The sequence below is a fragment of the Streptomyces decoyicus genome (assembly GCF_019880305.1).
Classification (GTDB): Bacteria; Actinomycetota; Actinomycetes; order Streptomycetales; family Streptomycetaceae; genus Streptomyces; species Streptomyces decoyicus.
On record NZ_CP082301.1, the window covers coordinates 6,663,577 to 6,685,980 of the forward strand.

Sequence of the window (22,404 nt, forward strand, 5' to 3'; positions counted from 1 at the left end):
CCGCCGGGCGACGTATTGCATATCCTTCGCAGTTACGGACGAGCGGCATTTAGTGCTGGCCGGCTGGTCAGTGCGCGAGAGGAGAACGACATGGGTGGGACACCCGTGGTGCTGGGCATCGAGTCGTCCTGTGACGAGACGGGCGCCGGCCTGGTACAGGACGGCCGGCTGCTGGGGCATGCCGTGGCGTCGAGCATGGACGAGCACGCCCGGTTCGGCGGAGTGGTGCCGGAGATCGCGGCCCGCGCCCACGTCCACTCCTTCCGCCCCGTGGTGCACCGGGCACTCGATGAGGCCGGGCTGCGGATGTCCGACATCGGGGCGGTCGCGGTGACGACCGGCCCGGGGCTCTCCGGCGCGCTCCAGGTCGGTCTGGCCGGTGCGAAGAGCCTGGCGTACGCGCTGGACGTGCCGCTGTACGGCGTGCACCACCTGGCCGGTCATGTCGCCGCCGACACCCTCGCCCACGGCCCGCTGCCCGACCCCTGCGTGGTGCTGATCGTCTCCGGCGGTCACACGTCACTGCTGCTCGTACGTGACCTGGCCCGCGACCGCATCGTGCACCTCGGCGACACCCTGGACGACGCCGCCGGCGAGTGCTTCGACAAGGTCGCCCGGGTCTTCGGCCTGCCCTACCCCGGCGGCCCGGCCATCGACCGGACAGCGCGTACGGGCGACGCCCGCGCCGTGGCATTTCCCCGGCCGCTGACCGGGCCGCGCGATGATCCGTACGGCTTCTCGTTCTCGGGCCTCAAGACCGCCGCCGCACGGTGGGCGGAGCGGCATCGTGGTCAGGTCCTGCCGGTGGCGGACGGCGCGGCGTCGCTCCAGGAGGCGGTCGCCGATGTGCTGACCCGTAAGGCGGTGGCCGCCTGCACCGCGAACGGGGTCGGCACTCTCGTCGTGGTCGGCGGGGTCGCCGCCAACTCCCGCGTCCGGAGCCTGGCGGAGGAACGGTGCGCCGCCGCCGGCATCACGCTGCGGGTGCCACCGCTGCGGCTGTGCACGGACAACGGCGCGATGATCGCCGCCATCGGAGACCTGCTGGTCCGGGCAGGAGCCGAACCGGCCCCTCTGGACGTCTCGATCGACCCGTCGGCGCCCCTGGACCATGCCGCGCTGCATCCGGTCGCCCGTGCCGCCGCCGTGAAGGTGCCTTCCTGGCACGGATGATGACGGTGCGCCGAGGAAGAGGGCGCGCTGAGGAAGAGGGCGCCGGAAGTCCGGAAAAAGGGTTGGCGCTGCCGTGCCGGGTCGGCATACGGTTGGCCTGTTCGAGACGGAGGCCCGAGGCCGCCGTAGTTCGCCGTTGAGGAATGCGGGAGGTGAGTACTGATGACTGTCGCTGCGATGGGCGCTGCCCGCATCCAGAAGATCATCACTCCCGTTCCCGTGGTCTCCGGCTGACTCGACCTCTCTTCTTCGTGCGCGCTGCGCACGCAGCCGGGACCGCTCTTTCCTGAAGGGTCATCCCGTTGTTCGACCTCGATCTCTCTGCTGCGCACCCGTTCACCGGCTATGGCTGGGACGACGGGTTCGCGGAGAGTTTCACCCCCTATGCCGGGCAGGGGTTCGTGCCCGGCCGAATCGTCCGTGTGGATCGCGGGCGGGTGGATGTCGTCGTGCCCGACGGCGAGGGCATCCGCACGATGCTGGCGGATACCGCGCTGGTGGCGACCAGTGACCCGATGCGGGTGCCGTGTACCGGTGACTGGGCCGTGATCGACCCGGAGAACGGGCTGACCGGCGACCATCTCGACGGTGTCGTACGGGCGTTGCTGCCACGGCGTACGGCGTTCTTGCGGTCCGCTTCCTCCAAGCGCTCGGAGGGGCAGATCCTCGCGGCGAACGTCGACCATGCGGTGATCGCGGTGTCGCTGGCCGATGCGCTGGATCTCGGGCGTATCGAACGGTTCGTCTCGCTGGCCTGGGAGAGCGGCGCGCAGCCGCTGGTGGTGCTGACCAAGGCGGATCTGGCGGGGGAGCCGGACGGGCCGGCGTATCTCGTCGCGGATGCCGAGTCCGCGGCTCCCGGAGTGCAGGTGCTGGCGGTCAGCTCGGCGACCGGGGAGGGGCTCGATGTGCTCTCCGCGGTGCTCGCGGGGGGCACGTCCGTACTGCTGGGGCAGTCCGGTGCGGGCAAGTCCACGCTGGCCAATGCTCTGCTCGGTGAGGAGGTGCAGCTGGTGCAGGCGATCCGCGACCGGGACGGCAAGGGCCGGCACACCACGACCACGCGGGATCTGCGGGCGCTGCCCGGCGGCGGAGTGCTGATCGATACACCGGGGCTGCGCGGCGTCGGCATGTGGGACGCGGGGACCGGGCTGGCCCGGACGTTCTCGGATGTCGAGTCGCTGGCCGAGGAGTGCCGCTTCCATGACTGTGCGCACGAGGCGGAGCCCGGCTGTGCGGTGCAAGAGGCGGCCGAGAGCGGGGAGTTGCCCGTGCGCCGGCTGGAGAGCTACCGCAAGCTGCTCCGGGAGAACCAGCGCATCGTGGCGAAGACGGATGCCCGGCTGCGGGCCGAAATCCGCCGGGACTGGAAGCAGAAGCAGGCCCTGGGGCGCCACATGATGGAGCGGAAACGGGGGTCGCAGAGGTGAGGTGAGGGGCGGGGCGGGTGAGGGGCGGGTGAGGGGCGGTGTCACCGTCCCTCACCTGCTCGCCCACGTCCCGGGGGACGCCATCCACCTCGGGAATGCCGTCCGTTCCGGGACTGCCGTCCGCCCCGGGGAAGCGCCGTCCGCCTCGGGAATGCCGTCCGCCCCAGGGACTGCCATCCGCCCCGGGAAGGGCCATCCGACCCGGAAGAACGCCATGTCCGATTTCCGCCAGCCGGGGCGCCGGGCGCGACGCAGACTGAAGAGGTGATGGACGACGAGACCAGGTACGAAGCGGTGTCCAGCCGGGATGCGCGGTTCGACGGGGAGTTCTTCTTCGCGGTGGTGACGACCGGCATCTACTGCCGGCCGAGCTGTCCCGCGGTCACTCCCAAGCGGGTGAATGTGCGGTTCTTCCCCTCGGCCGCCGCCGCGCAGGCGGCCGGGTTCCGGGCCTGCCGCCGGTGCCGGCCGGACGCCGTGCCGGGCTCCGCCGAGTGGAATGTGCGCGCCGACCTGGTCGGCCGGGCCATGCGGTTCATCGGGGACGGAGTCGTGGACCGGGAGGGGGTCGGCGGGCTTGCCCGGCGGCTGGGGTACAGCGCACGTCAGGTGCAGCGGCAGCTGACCGCGGAGCTCGGCGCGGGGCCGGTGGCGCTGGCGCGGGCCCGACGGGCGCACACCGCGCGGGTGCTGCTTCAGACCACCGCACTGCCCGTCACCGAGCTGGCCTTCGCGGCCGGGTTCGCCAGTATCCGGCAGTTCAACGACACGATGCGGGAGATCTACGCGGGGACGCCCAGCGAGTTGCGGGCGGCGGCCGTGGGCGGGCGTGCGGCGGTCGGGCGTGCGGGGGCCGCACGGCGTGGCGCCGAAAATGCGAGGTGCGGGTCCGGCGCGGGGCGCGGGTCCGCCGCGGGGCGTGGGGGCGCCGCCGACCGTCGTACCGGCGCCGACCGTCGTACCGCCGGGGCCGGGGCCGGAGCAGGGTCGGGCACCGGGCCGGGATCCGGTGCCGACGGCGGCTCGGTGCTCGCCGGGGTTCCGCTGCGGCTGGCCTACCGCGGACCGTACGCGGCGGCCGAGATCTTCGACTTCCTCCAGGTGCGGGCGGTGGACGGCGTCGAGGAAGTGTGCGGGCCGCGCGGCGGGCGCACCTATCGCCGTACGCTGCGGCTCACCCACGGCAGCGGGATCGCCGAGGTCGACGAGCCCACCGGGCCGCGCGGGCGGCGCCGGCCACCGGCGGGCCTGGTGTGCCCGGCGGCGCGCGGGGCGGACGGCGGCTGGCTGGAGTGCCGGCTGCGGCTGACAGACCTGCGGGATCTGTCGACGGCCGTGCAGCGGATCCGCCGGCTGTTCGACCTCGATGCCGACCCGTATGCGGTCGCCGAGCGGCTCGGCGCCGACCCGCTGCTCCGTCCGCTGGTGGCCGAGCGGCCGGGGCTGCGCTCACCCGGCGCCGCGGACCCCGAGGAACTGGCGGTACGGACGGTGCTCGGCGGCCCGCCGGAGCGCGCCGCCGCGCTGGTGCGCAGGTACGGCAAACCACTGGACGCGCCGGACGGCGGGCTCACCCACCTGTTCCCGGCGCCCGCAGAACTGACCGGTGCACAGGTCGCGGAGCCGGTGCGCACCCTGTGCACCGCGCTCGCGGACGGCGCGGTCCTGCTGGACGCGGGCGCTGACCGTGGCGCCGCCGAGCGGGCGCTGGCCGCGCTGCCCGGTGTCGGCCCGAGGGCGGCCGCGTACATCAGGATGCGGGCGCTGGGCGACCCGGATGTGGGGGCGGCGGCGCACGGGAGCGGCCAGGAGCGGGACGGGCACGGGGCGGTGAGCCCGGCCGCCGCATGGCGCCCCTGGGGCGCGTACGCCGTGCACCATCTGTGGAACGCCGGGCTGCTGCCGCCGGAGGAGATGCTTACGGGGGAGATGCTGCCGGAGCCGGAGCCGGAGCCGGAGCCGGAGCCGGGGCGGCGGCCGGAGCCGGAGCCGGAGCCAGGGCCAGAGCCGGAGCGGGAGCCGGAGCCGCACGGCGTCCGGGAGGTGCCCGTGGTGTCGGACCCGCCCGTCCACGCCGCCAGCCGGCAGCTCCTGGTGACGCCGTAGCCGGCCGGCCCTGGCGACGGCCTCAGCCCGCCACCACCGCTCCGGCCCAGGCACCGACGACCAGCAGGCAGGCGAACAGCTCGATCAGCACGCTCAGTCCGATGGCGCGCATGACCGTACGGGTCGAGGCCCAGGCATCGCCGCGGCTGCCGAGCCGGGCCCGCTCCAGCAGGTAGAGGCCGCCGACGGCACCCAGCGGACCCCCGACGACCGGGACCAGGAAGAACCCCACGATGCCGGCCACCCCCGCCAGGAACAGCGTCCGGTACGGCGCGCCCGCGGCCCGCAGGTTGCGGACCGGCAGCAGCCATTTCAGCGTCTGGTTGAGGAGCAGCACGGCGGTGGCACCCATGAGCACCACCCAGGCGAGGGAGGACTTCTCGGACAGCGCCCACCACGCCACGCCCGCCCAGACGATCAGCGGCCCGGGGATGCCGGGCACCAGCACCCCGAGCAGCCCGAGCAGCATGACCAGGCCGACCGCGACCAGCTGCCACACACCCATGCGTAGGCCTCACTTCGCTCGGCCGGCTCGCCTTCGCGGACCATGCACCTTCGCATGGCCCGCTCGCCGCACTCGCTCACGCACCGGTCTCGCTCCCGGCGCCCGCACGCCCCGTGACGGCTCGTCCGCTGCACACTCTCATGGGCCCAGCGTGCCGGACGGGACCCGGAAGCGCTTGCCGGCCGGCCGGGCCGGGGCGCCCGGCCGTCAGCCCCGCCCCTCCCGTGTCACCCGGCGAACGGCCACGCCGCAGGCCGAACTGACCGGCACCCACGGCAATTCGGCCCGCCGTGCCCGTGGCCCACGCTCATCACCTGCACGGACCTCTGGACGCGGCCGTGCGGTCACCCGTGGGCTGCCGGCCGCCCGGCGGACGCTCTTACGCGCCCTGTTTCGGCCGCTGCCGTCCAGGGACAATACGGCGCATGAATCAGCAGGGAGCCGCGCGCGGCCACGAGGACGACTGGTGGCGGCAGTTGTACGGCGACGGCAGCGAGGGCGAGCGCACGGGCGAGGACGCCCCGGCGCGCGGCGCGGTGTGCGATGCCGGGCCGTCCGACGCCCCGGACACCCTCGATGACCGGGTCGAGTCGGCGCTGCGTGCGCTGGGAGCGCCGCGTTGGGCCGATCCGGCACCGGAGGAGCCCCCGGGTCCCGGCCCGGCCGCCCAGGAACCGTGGTCACCGCCGGCCCGCCACGCACCGCCCCCGCCCGAGCCCTCCGCACCGATCCCGCTCCGGTCCACCGGGCCCGGCACCCGCGCGACGTCCACCGACCGCGCCCCCGCCGACCGCGCCTCCACCGGCTACCCCTCCACCGACCGCCTCTCCACCGACCGGCGGGCCACCGGCCGGCAAGCCGCCCCGGCCCCACGTGCGCCCGGGGACACCGCACCACCCGCCACCACCGGCCTCCCCGGTGCCCGGCCGCCCTCCTACGGTGCCGAGCCGGGCGAACTTCCCGCCGCCGACGCGGCCGCGCTGGACGACCTGGTGCCCGACACCACGCTGGACGGCGGCCGGTACGGCGCGCTGACCCTGCGTGCCGTCTCGCACCGCGGCGACGCCGCCCGCCGCCGCGGTGACGCACGCCGTGACGCGCTGCTCACCGCCCGCTTCGGGGCCGGCCGGCACGCCCTGCTCCTGGTCGCCGTCGCAACGGGCCGGCCGGCCGCCGAGGGGGCCCACCGCGCCGCCCGGGACGCCTGCACCTGGATCGGCGGTGCGGTCGGCCGCAGTTACACCCGACTGGCGGAGGACATCCGGACGGACCGTCGCGGCGCCCTCAAATCCGGGCTCCAGCGGCTCACCGACCGCAGCCACGGCAAGCTGCGCGGCCGGGCTCCGGAGCGCGGCGCCGCACCGCAGCAGTACCCCGCCGCGCTGCGCTGTCTGCTGCTGCCCGCCGATCCGGACTGCCGTACGCGGGTGTTCTTCGGCGTCGGTGCGGGCGGTCTCTTCCTGCTGCGCGACGGCGCCTGGCAGGACCTGGAGCCCGCCACGGACCCTGTCTCCGGGGAGGCAGCGGACGACGACACCGGTGGCCTGCCCCGTCCCACCTCAGGCACTCCGCACGGCGCGTACCCGGCCGAGAGCCCGGCGCGGCCCGAGCCGTTCCTCTTCCGGACGGCTTTCGCCCGTCCGGGGGACACCCTGCTGCTGTGCAGCTCCGGTCTCGCCGCGCCGCTGCGGGGGGAGCCCGCGTTCGCCGCCCGGCTGGCCGACCGCTGGTCCGCCACCGAACCGCCGGGCCTGGTGGACGTCCTCGCCGCCGCGCAACTGCGGGTCGAGGGCCATCCGGAGGACCGTACGGCCGTCGGGGTGTGGGAGTCGTAGCGCCGGGAACGGGGGGACCCGGAGCGCGGACGGCAGAGGCCGCACAGCGGAGGCGCGCCGGGGCACCGCATGGGTTCATGGGAGAGCAGCCCCGACCTCGGCAGCGGGCTGCCACTCACCCGTCGAAGGAGCGACAGCGACATGGCGAAGCAGACCGTGGCCGAGCAGTTCGTGGACATCCTCGTGCGGGCGGGGGTGAAGCGGCTCTACGGCGTCGTCGGCGACAGCCTCAACCCGGTGGTGGACGCCATCCGCCGCAATTCCGCGATCGACTGGATCCAGGTCCGGCACGAGGAGGTCGCCGCGTTCGCCGCCGGGGCGGAAGCGCAGCTCACCGGCTCGCTCGCGGCCTGCGCCGGCTCCTGCGGCCCCGGCAATCTGCACCTCATCAACGGCCTGTACGACGCCCACCGCTCGATGGCCCCGGTTCTCGCCCTGGCGTCCCAGATCCCCTCCAGCGAGATCGGCACCAACTTCTTCCAGGAGACACACCCCGACCGGCTGTTCGCCGAGTGCAGCCACTACAGCGAACTGATCTCCAGCACCAAGCAGATGCCGCGGGTGCTGCAGACCGCGATCCAGCACGCCATCGGCCAGAGCGGGGTCGCGGTCGTGTCCCTCCCCGGCGATATCGCCGCCGAGCAGGCCCCCGAGCGCGCGATCGAACATGCCCTGGTCACCTCGCGTCCTTCCGTACGCCCCGGAGACGCCGAGATCGACAAGCTGGCCCGGATGATCGACGAGGCCGACAAGGTCACGCTGTTCTGCGGCAGCGGCACGGCGGGCGCCCACGCCGAGGTGATGGAGTTCGCCGAGCGGGTGAAGTCCCCGGTCGGCCATGCACTGCGCGGCAAGGAGTGGATCCAGTACGACAACCCCTACGACGTGGGCATGAGCGGACTGCTCGGCTACGGCGCGGCCTACGAGGCCACCCACGAGTGCGATCTGCTGATCCTGCTCGGCACGGACTTCCCGTACAACGCGTTCCTGCCCGACAACAACAAGATCGTCCAGGTCGATGTCCGGCCCGAACACCTGGGCCGCCGCACCAAGCTCGACCTGGCCGTCTGGGGCGATGTCCGGGAGACGTTGCGCGGTCTGATCCCCAAGGTCCGGCCGAAGCAGAACCGCAAGTTCCTGGACCGGATGCTGAAGAAGCACGCTGAGGCGCTGGAAGGCGTGGTCAAGGCCTACACCCGCAATGTCGAGAAGCATGTCCCGATCCACCCCGAGTTCGTCGCCTCCCTCCTGGACGAGGAGGCCGCCGACGACGCGATCTTCACGGTCGACACCGGCATGTGCAATGTCTGGGCGGCGCGCTATCTCACCCCCAACGGCCGCCGCCGGGTGATCGGCTCGTTCAGCCACGGCTCGATGGCCAACGCGCTGCCGCAGGCGATCGGCGCCCAGTTCCTCGACCGCGGACGCCAGGTCGTCTCCATGTCCGGCGACGGCGGATTCTCCATGCTGATGGGCGACTTCCTCACCCTGGTCCAGTACGACCTGCCGGTGAAGGTGGTGCTGTTCAACAACTCCTCGCTGGGCATGGTGGAGCTGGAGATGCTGGTCTCCGGTCTGCCGTCGTACGGCACCACCAACCGGAACCCGGACTTCGCGGCCATCGCCCGCGCGGCCGGGGCGCACGGCATCCGGGTGGAGAAGCCCAAGCAGCTGCGCGGCGCACTGCGCGAGGCCTTCAAGCACAAGGGCCCGGCGCTGGTCGATGTGGTCACCGACCCCAACGCCCTGTCCATCCCGCCGAAGATCAGCGCCGAGATGGTCTCCGGCTTCGCGCTGTCGGCCGGCAAGATCGTGCTGGACGGCGGGGTCGGCCGGATGCTCCAGATGGCCCGCTCCAACCTGCGGAACGTCCCCCGGGTGTAGCCGGGCCGTCCCTGCGCAGCCGGCCCGGGTACGGGTCGCCCTGCGCAACCAACCGGAAGCAAGCCCGGAGGCAGGCCGCCCCTTGCAGCCCGGCCCGGAGGCAGGTCAGTCGGCGGCCGGATGCTGAGGCCGGAGCCGCAGCGTCAGGATCTGGAACGGACGCAGCTCCACCGTCACATCCGAGGTCGGGCCTTCCTCCTCCTCGTGCAGCGGTCGTTCCAACAGGTCGGTCACGGTGGCCCGTTCGAGCGGGAAGCCGGGGGAGAGCGTGCCGGTGGCGCGGCCGCCCCGGGACTCGTACAGCCGCACCACCACATCGCCGCTGCGGTCCTCGGCGAGCTTGACCGACTCGACGGTGAGGGCCGGGTGGTCGACGCGGACCAGCGGGAGGACGGGCGGCGCGGTGGCGGTCCGCAGGGGCAGGTTGAGGGCCAGCCCCTCGGCCACCGCGTCGCCGGTCCCGGCACCCGGCAGCAGCGCATAGGTGAAGCGGTGGGTGCCCTGGTCGGTCTCGGGGTCGGGGCTGTGCGGGGCGCGCAGCAGCGTCAGCCGGACCGTCGTGCCCAGGCCCTCGGGGTGCGGGCCGCGGGTGACGTCATGCCCGTATGTCGAGTCGTTGAGCAGGGCGATGCCGTAGCCGGGCTCGGCGACCCGCAGCCAGCGGTGCGCACAGATCTCGAAACGGGCCGCGTCCCAGCTGGTGTTGGTGTGGGTGGGCCGGTGTACGTGACCGAACTGCACCTCGGAGGCGGACCGTTCGGCGTGGACATCCAGCGGGAAGGCGGCCTTGAGGACCTTCTCCGACTCGTGCCAGTCGATGTCGGTGATGATGTCGAGGCGGTGCGAGCCCGCCCGCAGGGTCAGCTCCTGGGTGATTCGCGACGCGCCGAACGCCCTGGTCACCCGTACCGTCGCGGACAGCGGCCCGGCCGCGGCCAGCTCGACGGACTCGGCGTCGGTCAGATCGGTGTGCCGGTGGCGGTAGTGCCGGTCGAGGTCCCAGGCGTCGTACTTGTTGGGGTGGTCGGGGTGCAGTTGCAGCAGATTGCCACGGGCGCCCGGTGCCAGCACCTCCCGGCCGGCGTGCAGATCGCGTACGGAGGCCAGCAGGCCGTCGGCGTCGACGGTCACCCGCAGCAGCCCGTTGTCGAGCGTGAGGGTGCCCTCGGCGCCGGTGTCCGCCCGGACGGGGGCGGGCGGCGGAGTGGCGGAGTCCGGGCCGGGCGGACGGACGGCCGCCGAGCCCAGCGCGGGGACATGCACCGCGACCTGGGTCGGCTCGTCCGGCCCCGGCCCCGTCCCCGGGAGCGCAACGATCTCCTCCCGGTCGTAGGGCGAGGCGTTGAACACCGTCGGCACCCCGTCAGGCGCCGCCGCACTCCCCGCCAGTGCCCCGATCGCCGTCTCGATGATCCCGGTGAGTTCCGCCGCGACCGCCGCATAGGTGTCACGGGCCTCGCGGTGGACCCAGGCGATGGACGACCCCGGCAGGATGTCGTGGAACTGGTGCAGCAGCACGGTCTTCCAGAGGCGGTCGAGGGCGTCGTACGGGTAGGCGTACCCGCCGCCGTCCGCCCGTACCGCCGCCGTCGCGGCCCACAACTCCGCCTCGCGCAGCAGATGTTCACTGCGCCGGTTGCCCTGCTTGGTCTTCGCCTGCGAGGTGTACGTACCGCGGTGGAACTGGAGGTACAGCTCGCCCGACCAGACCGGCGCCGCGGTTCCGTACTCCTCGTGGGCGGCCTCGAAGAACCGGGCCGGCGGCTCGATCCCGACGCGCGGTGAGCCCTCCAGGGAGCGGATCCTGCGGGCCCGCTCCAGCATCTCGCGGGTCGGGCCACCCCCGCCGTCGCCCCAGCCGAAGGGCACCAGGGAGCGGGTGGCGCGCCCCTTGTCGGCGAAGTTGCGTTCGGCGTGGGCGAGTTCGGCGGCGTGCAGGCGGGAGTTGTAGGTGTCGACCGGCGGGAAGTGGGTGAAGACACGGGTGCCGTCGATGCCCTCCCACCAGAAGGTGTGGTGCGGCATCTTGTCCGTCTGGTTCCACGACAGCTTCTGCGTCAGGAACCACTTCGCGCCGGCCAGCCGCGCCAGCTGCGGGAACGCTGCGGTGTAGCCGAACGAGTCCGGCAGCCAGATCTCCTCGGTCTCCACCCCCAGCTCCTCCAGGAAGAAGCGTTTGCCGTGCACCAGCTGCCTGGCCAGCGCCTCCCCGCCGGGCATGTTGGCGTCGGACTCCACCCACATCGAGCCCACCGGCGCCCAATTGCCCCGCCGTACGGCCTCCTTGATGCGCTCCCAGATGTGCGGCTGATGCTCCTTGACCCAGGCGTACTGCTGCGCCTGGGAGCAGGAGAAAACCAACTCGGGGTATTCATCGGTCAGTTGGGCGACATTGGCGAAGGTGCGGGACGCCTTGCGCACGGTCTCGCGCAGCGGCCACAGCCAGGCGGAATCGATATGCGCATGGCCGGTGGCAAAGACACGATGGGCGCTCGCGGTGGCCGGGCGGCTCAGTACGTCCGCCAGCGCGGCCCGGCCCTCGGCCGCCGTGCCGCCGACATCGTGCAGATCGAGCGTGTCCAGCATGTCCTCCAGGGCCCGCAGGATCTCGTGCCGGCGCGAGCCGTCGGCGGGCAGCTCGTGCATCAGCTCGGAGAGCACCTCGATATCGAGGATCAGCTGCCAGACGGTCTCGTCGAGCACCGCGAGGTCCGCCGAGGCGAAGCGGTACAGCGGCCGGCCGGGAGCGGTCCGTACATCGCCGAGGCCGGTGGGGCGGAAGTCCCGCAGCACCGCCGGATTCGCGGCGGCCTCCAGCAGCAGCCGCACCTCCTCACCGCCGTCCACCTGCGCCCCGACGGGCACATGCCGGTTGCGTGGATGGATGCCCTTGAGGGGCACACCCTCGGCGTCGTAGACGAGCCCCTCGGCCTGGAACCCGGGCCCGTCGCCGCTGAAGCCGGGGTCGATGACGGCCTCCACCCGCCGCCCCGCCCACTCCTGCGGCACCTCGCCCGCCAGCCGGAACCAGCTCGTGGACCACGGCGGGCCCCAGGGCTCACCGGCAGCGAACGGCTCGTACGGGGCCACCAGCGCCTCGCCCACCGGCACCGGTTCCCCCGGCGCATGCCAGACGGCGAGCCGCAGCGGCACCCGCGCCGCGTACTGCGCGGGCCTGATGAACTGTCCCAGCGCCCGCTCCAGGCGCCCCTCCACCAGCAGTCGGTCGTCGTGCACAGCGGCTCCTCACGCTCGGACGTCCCGACGTCTCCAGGACGCGGGCGGGGGTGCCCCGGCGGTTGCCGGGTATGCCTCGCTCTCCGGGTCCCGGCCGGGGCTCCACGACAGGCTCGGATCAGGCATACCCACTGGGGCCCGGCCCGGCCACCCGGCGCGCGGGCCCGCGCACCGATGACCCGGCGACCCGGCGGGCGGAAGCATGGCGGCAGATCCGATGGGCATGCTGACCGTGAGGCTGTTCGAGGCAGAGCGCCGATGTTTGTTGGGGGCGGGGGAGAAAATGCGTCAGCCTGTGCGGCGCGAAGGACGGGACAGAAGGCAGGGAACGGCCGAGGGGAGCCGGAACGGGGGAATCACCGCGCGTGCGCCGGGCGTATGGGAACGAAAGGTGCGGCATGCGGATCTGAAAGCGGTCGGTGAGGTGCGCAGGGAGCTGCGTCAGCTGCTGAACCGCTGGGCGACGCCGGGGGGCGGCGAGCTGGCGGAGGTCGCGACACTGCTCACCAGCGAGCTGGTCACCAACGCCCTGGTGCATGCCGAGGGCGGCGCCGTCGTCACGGCCAGGGTCGGCGACCGGCTGCGGGTGGAGGTCAGGGACTTCGTGCCCGGCCGCCCCGAGCCCCGCGCACCGACCACCGACGGAACCTCCGGCAGGGGGCTGATGCTGGTGCGCTCCCTGGCCGACGCGTGGGGCATCCGTACCGAAAACCTCGGCAAGAGTGTGTGGTTCGAGCTGGGCGGCGGACCGGCCTGACCCATGGGCGTGGGTGCCGGAGGGCGCGGTCCGCCGACGGTCAGCCGAATTGCCGTTCGATCTCGGCGAGTTTCTCCTCGAGGGAGTCCAGACGGGGAATCGTCTGGGTGTCGTCCTCGGCGGTGAGATCCACGGTCCTACGGGGCCCGGCCGCGGCATCGACGCCCTCGGTCTCGGCTCCGGACACGGCCTTGAGTGCCGGACGGGCGTGCACCGGCAGCTCCCCGGTGAGCGGCGGCTCGACGTCGCCGGCTATGGCGGGGTCGGGGCCGGCCACCTCAGCGGGGGCCGTCACCGTCTGCGACACCGCCAGCTGCCGGCCGCCGCCACGGCCGAGGCCCCAGCCGCGGTGCTGCCGGTTGATGGCCTTGATGCGAGCCCGGTCGAGCTTGCCCTGCTCGCGCCTGCGGAGACGGTTCTGCTCTTTCTCGCGCCGGTCCTCGCGGACCTCCTCGACCGCCTCGTCCAGGGTCCGTACGCCCTCCAGCAGCATCAGCGACCAGGCCGCGAAGGTCTCCCGGGGCGCGCGCAGCCAGCGCACGATCCGGATCTGCGGCAGCGGACGGGGCACCAGGCCCTGCTCGCGCAGCGCCGCCCGGCGGGTCTGCTTGAGCGCCCGGTCGAAGAGGACCGCTGCCGACAGCGACATCCCGGCGAAGAACTGCGGAGCGCCCGCGTGGTCCAGGCCGCGCGGCGCATGCACCCAGTTGAACCACGCCGCCGCGCCCGCGAACGTCCACACCAGCAACCGGGAGCCGAGCGCCGCATCACCGTGGCTGGCCTCCCGCACGGCGAGCACGGAGCAGAACATCGCCGCGCCGTCGAGCCCGAACGGCACCAGGTACTCCCAGCCCCCGGAGAGGTTGAGGTTCTGTACGCCGAAGCCGACCAAGCCGTGGAAGGACAGTGCGGCGGCGACCGCCGCACAGCAGAACAGCAGCAGGTACGAGGCCGAGGCGAAGACCGTCTCCTTGCGGCGGCGCCGCTCCTCGCTGCGTTCCCAGGAGTCGTCGCCGGTGGACCGGGCAGCGGCCGCGCGCCTGCCGCGCACCACCAGCGCCGCGGCCACCGGCACGCCGATGAGCAGCAGGGCTCCGGGAACCAGCCAATCCAGCGATATGTCGGTCATTCTCATTCTGGGATCCCTTTGCCTCGCCAACGCGGATGTGCGCGACATCTTGGCCGAAGCCCCCGCCGTAACCGAGGTATTCGGAACAAGAGAACGCCAAGGGGGCGATGGAGCCGCTATGACGTCGAACTGTCGTACATTCAGGAGAAGTTGAGTTCGATGAAAAGCACCCGGGAGGGTGACGTGGGGGCCGGGGCGGGGCCGGGGTGCCCGATACTCCGGCCGGGTTGACCACGGATCACGGAGGCCGCTGATGTGCGACGAAACCACGCCGCTGCTGGATCCCCTCACGGATCTGTCCCGGCAAGCCGCCGCATACGACTGGGCGGCCAACGGGACGCTGATACTGGATCAGCGCTATCGCGAGCGGCAACATCCGCGACCGCGCTCGCCCAGCTGCGCACGCGCACCGGTGCGGACCACCGTCCACTCCTGGCCGGCTATGTGCAGCTCACCGACGACGTCACCGGCGAGTCGTACCGACAGCTTCGCGACATCGTGGCCACCCACCAGAGCCGCATCGCGGTGCGTCTGCCGCTGTCCGAACTCTGGTTGCTGGACACCATGGACGACCTGGTGTTGCGTTCTCGCCTTGCCGCCCGGATCTCGTTGATCCCGCTGCCGGCCTCCGGTGTCTGATCGCCGTCAGGCGCGGAGGGCGGCGTCCAGGACGCGGATGAACTCGCCCACGCGGCCGCCTCCCGGAGGTGCGGCGGGCATACGGCCGAGCACCGCGGTGACCGCTGTGGGGGCGTGGTGACGCGCCCAATCAAGGGTCCCCGCGGTGACACGTCGGTCTTCTCCGGATGTCAACTCTTCTGCTCGGGCCGCATGCGCTGCCGCACCGAGAATGTGTTTCACCTGATGAGCGTTTGCCAAGGGGTGAAGGTAGGCAGCGGCGGCCGCATGGCTTGCCGCTCGTGCCGCGTCGGCCGCGGCGGGCGAAGCGGCTTCTCGTGCCGCACTGTATGCCGCCCATGCGCTCTGCCGCAGAGCCGCCGTGCGCCGACCGCCCGCGGCGAAAGCCTGTGCGGCATCGATGGCGTCGCGGGGGCGCGGGTCGGCAGGAGCGCTCTGCTCGAAGATCGACAATGCCCGGCGTGCACACTCTGCCGCGTAGCCCGTGATCTCGCGGAGTTCGTGTGGGCTCAGCTCAATCTTTTCCGACTCGGTTGGCACCGCCCCATCTTGCCGCAAGTCGCCCATCGGCGCGGCGATTTGATCTCGTGCGCTCTGCTCCGGTCACGGCCGCTTCGCGATGAGGTGGCGGGCATGCTCCGGAAGGGTGTCCCGGAGCCCGCCCGGTACCTGCTGCGGTGGTGGGAGCGCTTGCCAGGTGTGCCCTGGGTCAGGATGCCAACAGCGCGGCCACGTCCGGGTTCTTTATCTCGACGACGTCGAAGAGCTCCAATGCGTCGAGGGCGGGCTTCAGATCCCGGATCTGCTGTGCGACCGCCTCGTGTTCGGAGGTGCCCGGCTCCAGGTTCTCCAGGGCCTTGGCATTTCCGATGAAGGCCGCGATGGATCCCTTGCGGACGAGCACTCCGTTGAATTCCGCGTGCTCCTGGCCGTCGGCGAGGACGTCCTGGGGGGTGAGGGCGGCGGGGGCGGGCGGGGTGGCGGGCACGGACGTCGTGCGGTCCGGGTTCTCTTGCGGCTGGGCGTCGGAGGTAGGCAGGGTGGGCATGGGGGCCTTCTTTCACTGGGAAGATTTGCGTGCCAGCAGCACGCTTCCCTCAAGGTAGCAGAGATGCGTGCCGCTGGCACGTACAATCTGCCCATGAACGATTCCTCAGTAGCGGCAAGCGTGGAGGCCTCCTTGGGTCTGCTGCTTCGGCGCAGTACGCGAGCGAACCTGTACTCCGCTCTGGTCGACCAGTTGGACGGCGTGAACGAGACCACCTATCCGGTGCTGAGCGGGATCGCCCGGCTGGAACCGGTGAGCAGCAGCAGGCTCGCGGCGGAGATCGGCATCGACCGCACCGCGACCACCCGTTACGCCGACCGGCTGGCGGCCGCGGGCCTGGTGGTGCGTGAGGCCGATCCGGCGGACGCCCGGTCCACGCTGCTCCGGCTCACGGAACAGGGGCGGAGCATCATCGATATCGCCCGGGTGCGACTCGTGGGCCAGGTGGAAGAGGCGCTGGCGGAATGGTCCGACGAGGAGAGGGCCGTCTTCGCGGCGGTTCTCGGGCGCTTCGTCGAAACGCTGCGTGCGGGCGGTGCGCCGCCGGGGTGATCGTCACGCGAGGCGGGCACCCTGCCCCTTGCGTTTGCCGGCCGTCCCGCCCGGCACCGGTTCGCGCGGGCGGCCCCCCCCCGCGAACTCCCCTACGGTGAGAGTGGGTTGGGCGAGGGTGCGCCACGTGACCTGACGGATGACGTAGGGGTCAGGTGGTTGCGGTGAGGCGCTTGATGCGGTCCGCGTCGCTGGTGCGCGGGCAGGTGACGCAGGTGTCGTCGGGGCGCAGGGTGTAGAACATGCAGCAGCTGGCGCGGTCCCGGGTCGCCAGCGCCTCGCCGTGCGGCCCGGTCAGTTCGCGGAAGCCCGCACTCCCCACGTACGGAGCGGTGGCGCCCGGCAGTAGCCGCTCCAGGGCGGCCACCGCGCGCGGTTCCTCGCCCAGCAGATGCCCCAGGTACCAGAGGCCCTCGGCGATCTCGTCGGACGCCATGCCCCACAGCGCCCGCGGCCCGCGCCGCATCCGGGTGCGGAAGCCCTCCAGTACGGGCTGGAGGTGCTGGGCCACCGCCGCCCGTACCTCCGCCCGCAGCGCCTCCTCGTCCGGTACGACCCGGGCGCCGGGCAGCGCCGCGGCGGGATCGTCCGGCAGGCAGCTGAACGCGCCGATCCGCACCGCCATCCGTCCCGGCTCGCGCTGGAAGGAGACGTCCTGTACGGGTAGTCGCGGGACCCGGCGGTGCAGGAACCAGGGGATGGTGATCAGCAGACAGGCGGGCCAGGCGTAGCGGTGCAGTGCGAAGCTCGCGACGACGTCCGGCCGGGCACGCTGGCCGTAGTCCCGCACGATCTGGGCGTCGTCCCAGGCGAGAAAGGCGTCCAGGCTCTCGCCGCCGGCCGCGAGCCCGGCAGCGCACACCCAGCCGTCGCCGCTGGGCGGTGCCGTGTCCCACAGGGTGACCTGCAGGTCGGGGAATGCCGCGGAGAGCCGGGCGTAGGCCTCGGCGACGGGGTGTGCGGCGGGCGGGGCGGCGGGGGCACGAGTCATGCGGGAGACCACCGAATCGCGATCGTTAACAGGCAAGGCTTACCTTATCCGAAGACTTACCCGCGCCCGCTGGGCGCCAGTCCTGGTGCGGCCCCTACGGCTTCCGTACGGCCTCCCGGATTTGAACTGTGGCCCGCGCCGCCTATGGTGCTGGAAACGTCAGGAGGAACCGTCATGGAGCAGGGCACAGCGGAACAGGAGTCGCACGCCCGGGCATGGGTGCCCGCGCAGGCCGGTCCCGCCGTACCCCGGCGGCACTCCGTCCGCGGCCAGGTGCTGGCCGCACTGCGCCATGCGCTGGTCGGCGGGGAGCTCACCCCGGGCGAGGTCTACTCCGCGCCCGCGCTCGCCGAGCGCTACGGCGTCTCCGCGACCCCGGTCCGCGAGGCCATGCAGCAGCTCGCGGGTGAGGGCGCCGTCGAGGTCGTGCCCAACCGCGGCTTCCGGGTCGCCGAGCGCAGCTCCCGTGACCTCGCCGAGCTGGCCGAGGTCCGGGCGATGCTGGAGGTGCCCGCGATCGCCCGGCTGGCCCGGGCGCTGCCCCCCGAGCGCTGGGAGGCGCTGCGCCCGCTCGCCGAGGCGGGCGTCGCGGCCGCCGCGCACGGCGACCGGGTCGGCTACGCCGAGGCGGACCACGCCTTCCACGACGCCCTGATGTCGCTCACCGGCAACCGCCGGCTCACCGAGGTCACCGGCGATCTGCTGCGCCGTGCCCAGTGGCCGCCGGCCGACGGTCCCCGGCGGCGTACGGCCGAGTTGCTGGCCGACGCCTCCGAGCACACGGCGCTGCTCGACGCCCTGGTCGCCCAGGAGTACGCGGTGGCCGAGCGGATCGCCCGCGAGCATGTGTCGGTGGCCCGCCACCCGCACTGAGCGGGCCCGCCACCTGCACCGAACGGGCCCGCCCTCCCGTGGGGGCCAGGGAGACACCCCTAGCCGGGCAGCAGCTCTTCCAGTGGCAGCGCCGCGACATCGGCGGCGGGCCGGGAGAGATAGAGATCGGCGTGGTAGAAGCCGTCGGATTCCTTGCCCGCGGTGGACAGGCCGCGGGCGGCCAGCGCCTCGAACGCAGCCTGCCGCTCGTTGCCGTCGGCGAACCGCCGCTGCCGGAACGTGCGGGTGGTGAGCTTCTCCGTCACCAGGCCGGCCCGGGCCAGCAGGGCGGAGACCGGCCGGTAGGACACCTCTCGCAGCACGAACGCGGCGACCCAGGGCGGCGAGGACACGCAGTCGAAGAGGCGGCCGAAGGTGCGCGCGGAGATGTAGCCGACGCCGCCGGTGACGGTGATCAGATCGGTGTCGGCCAGCACCTTCCGCAGCTCCGGGCTGGGCTCGTCGAGCTCCAGATTCTCCGCGAAGCCGTGATCGAGCAGACCGACCGTGCGGGCGTAGCCGACGGCACGGTCCGCCGCGTCGATGCCGGTGATCCGGAAGGGTTCGGCACGCCGCTGGGTGGCGAAGAACGTGCGGTCCTCCTCGGTGAGTTGACCGGTGGACGGCATGGCCTGGCCGTTCGCCGTGTAGCGGCTGTAGAGATCGGTGAGGGACAGCCGGTGGTTGAGCAGCGCGGCATTGACCCCGTACGAGCAGCAGAGGTCGACGACGTTCAGTGGCGGGCGGTCGCTCCGGTGCCGTTGCAGGGTCTCGGCCACGGCCCGGAACACCGCTTGGCCGTGGTGCGGAATCTGGTAGTCCAGGGGGTGCAGCGTGGTGAAGTACCGGCGGGGATCCGGGCAGTTGTAAATCGCCTCGAAATCCGCCTTGCCCCAGTCGGTTGCAGGGGTTGTGTTGGTCACTCCTGCTGTCATGTGGCCTCCTGAAAGGCTGTGCCAATGGGTGGGGCCGGCTGGTCCCGGACCAGCATCCATACCCCGCCGCCGCCTCACAGTGCGACTTGCGGCCATTCTCGGGGCCCATGGGGCGTCGTGAGACGCCGCTGCCCCCGGCCTTCGGCCCATAGTCCCACCACAGGGTTCGCCTGGCGCGTCGACGGACGACCGATGAGGCAACCGTCACACCCCGGCCGATCCGCCGCGGGGACCGTTCGGATTCAGCCATTCGTCGGGGGAACCTGCATGGCCGACGACGGGGGGTTGACGGCGAGCGGGGCAATGAGCAAAGACGACAGCGAACGGGCGACGGGCAACCCCCTGCGGAGTGCGGAGGGTTGCCCGTCGCCCGTTCGCGTCGCGCGGTGCGGAGCCCCCTAGGTCGCCGGCACACCGGTGGACAGATGGTCGGCGAGCCACGTGGGAACGCCGCCCATGAGGCGGAAGAGCCGGGCCGCCTCGGCGCGCAGCCGGTCCGCGTCGCCGTCCGGTGCGGCGTCGGCAAGCGCCACGAGGGCGGGCGCCGTGCCGACCAGGAAGCCCAGCTCCTCGCGGATCCGCAGCGACTCGGCGAATCCGTGCCGGGCCTCCGCCACCTCCCCGTCGCGCAGCGCGAGCCCGGCCAGATGACGCCAGGTGAAGGACAACAGCAGGGTGTCACCGTGCGCCGTGGCGCCGGCGTGTGCGCGGCGGTAGGCGGCCCGTGCCGCGTCCGGACTGTCGGCCACATGCTCGGCCATCAGCCCGCGGCGGAAGTCCAGCAGCGGCCGGCCGGCCGCGGTGGGCGCCAGCAGCGCGGCGGCCCGGCCGAGCGCCGAGCGTGCCTCGTCCGCCCGGTCCCGGACGCCCAGGACCGTGGCGGCGTACGCGAGATGGCCGCGCTCGCACGCCGCGCCGCCCCGCTCGTCGTCGTCGCCCGCCAGCGCCTCGGCGCTGCGCAGCGCATCCTCGGCCCCGGCCCACCCGGTGGCCGTGAACATGCACCGCTCGACCAGCAGCGCGGCGCGACGCAGCGCGGACGGTGCGTGATGGACGGAGTGCGGTTCCAGCAGCGCGGCCGCATCGTCCCAGCAGCCGCGCGAACGCAGCCGCCAAACGGCACGGTCGAGGGGACCGTCCCCCTCGACCGTGCCGACTGCGCCTGTCTCCGGTGCTGATGCGGGTGCTGGTACCGCGAGCGATACCGGATCCGCAGAACTGACCGGATCCGCGGAATCCGCGGATTCTGACATGGCGGTGTCCGCCACATTGCCCTCCCCGAGCGCGCCATTGAGCCTGGAAATTGGAGCTGTGGGCGAATCTCAGCACGAATGCCGTCGTGGGGCCAAGGGGGTGGGTGAATGAATTCACAATCGCTCGACGGGCGGTCAGAAGGCGACGCAGGGCCTTGATCGGCCGCTGCGCCGCACCGGCGGTCGGCCGCCGGCCGGCCACCGTCGGGCACGATGCCGCCCGATCGAGTTACCCCGAATGGAGTAGTCGGGCCCACCGGATCGAACCGGCCGGGCCCGGGGGAGCGCAGGGCGCGGGCCCGGATCCCGCCGCCGGGCGACGGAATCCGTGGGACGCTGCCCCGTCAGCTCATCCGCAGTGCCAGGAAGAAGTCGAGCTTGTCCTCCAGGCGGGACAGATCGCGGCCGGTGAGCTGCTCGATGCGGCCGACGCGGTAGCGGAGGGTGTTCACGTGCAGGTGGAGGCGGGCCGCGCAACGGGTCCAGGAGCCGTCGCAGTCCAAGAACGCCTCCAGGGTGGGGATCAGTTCGGCGCGGTGCTTGCGGTCGTAGTCGCGCAGCGGGTCCAGGAGGCGGGCGGTGAAGGCCCGGCGGACGTCGTCCGGCACGAACGGCAGCAGCAGGACGTGCGAGGCCAGCTCCTCGTGGCCGGCGGCGCAGACCCGGCCCGGGCGGGCAGCGGCGACCCGGCGGGCGTGCCGGGCCTCCTCCAGGGCGCCGCGCAGGCCCTCGGCCGAGTGGACCGCGGCGCTCACCCCGACCGTCAGCCGGCCGTCGTCCGCCAGACCGCGGCCGAGCGGCTCCTGGACGACGGAGAGCAGCTCACCGGCGTGCAGACCGGTCGCCGAGGGGTCCCCGGGCTCGTCCGGGACGGGCAGCGGCACCAGCGCCACCGCCTCGTCGCCGGTGTGCGCCACGGCGATGCGGTCGGAGGGCTCCGGGCCGAACGTGCCGGGGTCGACCAGCATTTCCTCCAGCAGGGTCTGCGCCACCGGGCCGCCGGGGACGTCGCCGTCCTGCCACTCGACCCTGGCCACCACGATCTGCCAGTGCGGTGCGGCGCCCAGCCCGGGCAGCAGCACCGGGGCCGCCACCCGCAGTCGGGCCGCGATCTCGGCAGGCGGTGCGCCGGTCTGGACGAGCTCCAGCACCTCCTGGGCGAGCCGGCGGCGGACCGTACGGGCCGCATCGCGCCGGTCGCGTTCCACGGCGATCAGCTGGGTGACCCCGTGCAGCAGGTCGAGGCGCTCCGCGGACCAGTCGCCGGCGTCCGCCTCGACGGCCAGCAGCCAGTCGCTCAGCAGCGTCTGGCGCAGATCACGGCCCTCATGGCGGACCGGGAACAGCGAGAAGGTGGCGCCTCCTGGTCCGTCGACCCCCTCGATCGTGACGCGGTGCGGGCCGCGGCGGCCCGTACGGGCGGCCGCCAGATGCTCGCCCGCGAGCCGGGCGGCCAGTTCGCCGGACAGCGGGGGTCCGGCGTCCGCGAGTGTCGAGCCGGCGATCTGGCGGCCGGTGGGGGAGAGCACCCAGGCCCGCAGATCCAGGTCGGAGCCGAGCAGGTCCAGGACCACCTCCGGGCCGCCGCCCGTGGGACCCGACGTCATCAGCCGCCGGTGGCGGTCCACGACGGCCGCCAGGTCACCGGCCCGCTCGCTGGAGACCTGGCGGACGACATGCTCGGTGATGGAGGCGAACGAGACGTCCTCGACGACCGAGAACAGCGGCAGCCGGTGCCGGAGGCAGGCCTGTACGAGGTCGTCGGGGACCGAGCCCAGCTCCGCCTCGCCGGCCGCGAGACCGGCGACCCCGGCGGTGGCCAGGATGCGCACGAACCGCTCGGAGTCGTCCGGTTCGCGGCGCCAGGCCAGACCCGTCAGCACCAGCTCGCCGCCGGAGAGATAGCGGCTGGGGTCGCGCAGGTCGGTGGTCATCACGCCGCGTACCGTGCGGTCCAGCTCGTCCTCGCCCCCGAGCAGCCGAAGGCCCAGGGTGGGGGTGTCCAGGAGTGCGCGGAGCCGCATGACCTCGCCCGCCGTTCTTTGCTGTCTGGTTGT

Annotated in this window: 18 protein-coding genes; 9 read left to right on the forward strand and 9 right to left on the reverse strand. The window is 73.0% G+C overall.

The window, feature by feature from the left end:
* Window positions 1-90 precede the first annotated feature (90 nt).
* The 3 genes from tsaD (at window position 91) to K7C20_RS29140 (ending at window position 4,709) form a co-directional block, all read left to right on the forward strand.
* Complete coding sequence (tsaD, locus tag K7C20_RS29130; RefSeq protein ID WP_030085458.1) at window positions 91-1,173, forward strand: tRNA (adenosine(37)-N6)-threonylcarbamoyltransferase complex transferase subunit TsaD; 1,083 nt, start codon at window positions 91-93, stop codon at window positions 1,171-1,173.
* 302 nt (window positions 1,174-1,475) lie between these two features.
* Window positions 1,476-2,603, forward strand: coding sequence for a ribosome small subunit-dependent GTPase A (gene rsgA / locus K7C20_RS29135; RefSeq protein WP_030085459.1), 1,128 nt, complete (start codon window positions 1,476-1,478; stop codon window positions 2,601-2,603).
* A gap of 267 nt (window positions 2,604-2,870) precedes the next feature.
* A complete protein-coding gene (locus tag K7C20_RS29140; RefSeq protein WP_280922026.1) occupies window positions 2,871-4,709 on the forward strand; it encodes an AlkA N-terminal domain-containing protein in 1,839 nt (612 codons plus the stop codon).
* A gap of 22 nt (window positions 4,710-4,731) precedes the next feature.
* On the opposite strand, the gene K7C20_RS29145 is transcribed toward K7C20_RS29140, so the two are convergent.
* Window positions 4,732-5,214, reverse strand: a complete 483-nt coding sequence (locus K7C20_RS29145) for a DUF456 domain-containing protein (protein ID WP_053209999.1) — start codon at window positions 5,212-5,214, stop codon at window positions 4,732-4,734.
* A 425-nt stretch (window positions 5,215-5,639) separates the two neighbouring features.
* On the opposite strand from K7C20_RS29145, the gene K7C20_RS29150 reads away from it, so the two are divergent.
* A complete protein-coding gene (locus K7C20_RS29150; protein WP_053210000.1) occupies window positions 5,640-7,049 on the forward strand; it encodes a protein phosphatase 2C domain-containing protein in 1,410 nt (469 codons plus the stop codon).
* Window positions 7,050-7,190: 141 nt separating this feature from the next.
* On the forward strand, window positions 7,191-8,933 hold the full coding sequence (locus K7C20_RS29155; protein ID WP_030085468.1) for a pyruvate dehydrogenase: 1,743 nt from the start codon (window positions 7,191-7,193) through the stop codon (window positions 8,931-8,933).
* A gap of 105 nt (window positions 8,934-9,038) precedes the next feature.
* On the opposite strand, the gene K7C20_RS29160 is transcribed toward K7C20_RS29155, so the two are convergent.
* Complete coding sequence (locus K7C20_RS29160; RefSeq protein WP_030085470.1) at window positions 9,039-12,170, reverse strand: alpha-mannosidase; 3,132 nt, start codon at window positions 12,168-12,170, stop codon at window positions 9,039-9,041.
* Window positions 12,171-12,561: 391 nt separating this feature from the next.
* Here K7C20_RS29160 and K7C20_RS29165 point away from each other — a divergent pair, with 391 nt between their 5' ends.
* Window positions 12,562-12,927 (forward strand): ATP-binding protein, encoded by a 366-nt coding sequence (locus K7C20_RS29165; RefSeq protein ID WP_209443996.1) that lies wholly within the window; start codon window positions 12,562-12,564, stop codon window positions 12,925-12,927.
* A gap of 40 nt (window positions 12,928-12,967) precedes the next feature.
* On the opposite strand, the gene K7C20_RS29170 is transcribed toward K7C20_RS29165, so the two are convergent.
* Entirely contained in the window at window positions 12,968-14,062 is a 1,095-nt protein-coding gene (locus K7C20_RS29170; protein ID WP_053210001.1) for a DUF2637 domain-containing protein, read from the reverse strand.
* Window positions 14,063-14,500: 438 nt separating this feature from the next.
* Here K7C20_RS29170 and K7C20_RS29175 point away from each other — a divergent pair, with 438 nt between their 5' ends.
* Window positions 14,501-14,695 carry a hypothetical protein gene (locus K7C20_RS29175; RefSeq protein ID WP_030085480.1) on the forward strand — a complete coding sequence of 65 codons (195 nt, stop codon included), beginning with the start codon at window positions 14,501-14,503 and terminating at the stop codon, window positions 14,693-14,695.
* A 6-nt stretch (window positions 14,696-14,701) separates the two neighbouring features.
* Here the strand turns inward: K7C20_RS29175 and K7C20_RS29180 are convergent, their stop codons facing one another.
* A complete protein-coding gene (locus K7C20_RS29180) occupies window positions 14,702-15,235 on the reverse strand; it encodes a putative immunity protein (protein ID WP_078953468.1) in 534 nt (177 codons plus the stop codon).
* Window positions 15,236-15,404: 169 nt separating this feature from the next.
* Window positions 15,405-15,743 carry a hypothetical protein gene (locus tag K7C20_RS29185; protein ID WP_078953467.1) on the reverse strand — a complete coding sequence of 113 codons (339 nt, stop codon included), beginning with the start codon at window positions 15,741-15,743 and terminating at the stop codon, window positions 15,405-15,407.
* A gap of 93 nt (window positions 15,744-15,836) precedes the next feature.
* Between K7C20_RS29185 and K7C20_RS29190 the strand changes: the two genes are divergently transcribed.
* Window positions 15,837-16,295: a MarR family winged helix-turn-helix transcriptional regulator gene (locus K7C20_RS29190; protein ID WP_048829935.1), complete on the forward strand. Its 459-nt coding sequence runs from the start codon at window positions 15,837-15,839 to the stop codon at window positions 16,293-16,295.
* A 151-nt stretch (window positions 16,296-16,446) separates the two neighbouring features.
* Here K7C20_RS29190 and K7C20_RS29195 read toward each other — a convergent pair whose 3' ends face one another.
* Window positions 16,447-17,286 (reverse strand): (2Fe-2S)-binding protein, encoded by an 840-nt coding sequence (locus K7C20_RS29195; RefSeq protein WP_053210010.1) that lies wholly within the window; start codon window positions 17,284-17,286, stop codon window positions 16,447-16,449.
* A 174-nt stretch (window positions 17,287-17,460) separates the two neighbouring features.
* Between K7C20_RS29195 and K7C20_RS29200 the strand changes: the two genes are divergently transcribed.
* Entirely contained in the window at window positions 17,461-18,159 is a 699-nt protein-coding gene (locus tag K7C20_RS29200) for a GntR family transcriptional regulator (protein WP_030085488.1), read from the forward strand.
* 59 nt (window positions 18,160-18,218) lie between these two features.
* Here K7C20_RS29200 and K7C20_RS29205 read toward each other — a convergent pair whose 3' ends face one another.
* From K7C20_RS29205 to K7C20_RS29215, 3 genes are all read right to left on the reverse strand, one after another.
* Window positions 18,219-19,094, reverse strand: coding sequence for a hypothetical protein (locus K7C20_RS29205; RefSeq protein WP_245171628.1), 876 nt, complete (start codon window positions 19,092-19,094; stop codon window positions 18,219-18,221).
* A 398-nt stretch (window positions 19,095-19,492) separates the two neighbouring features.
* Window positions 19,493-20,347 (reverse strand): hypothetical protein, encoded by an 855-nt coding sequence (locus tag K7C20_RS29210; RefSeq protein ID WP_245171630.1) that lies wholly within the window; start codon window positions 20,345-20,347, stop codon window positions 19,493-19,495.
* Window positions 20,348-20,691: 344 nt separating this feature from the next.
* Entirely contained in the window at window positions 20,692-22,371 is a 1,680-nt protein-coding gene (locus K7C20_RS29215) for a PucR family transcriptional regulator (protein WP_053210003.1), read from the reverse strand.
* Window positions 22,372-22,404 lie beyond the last annotated feature (33 nt).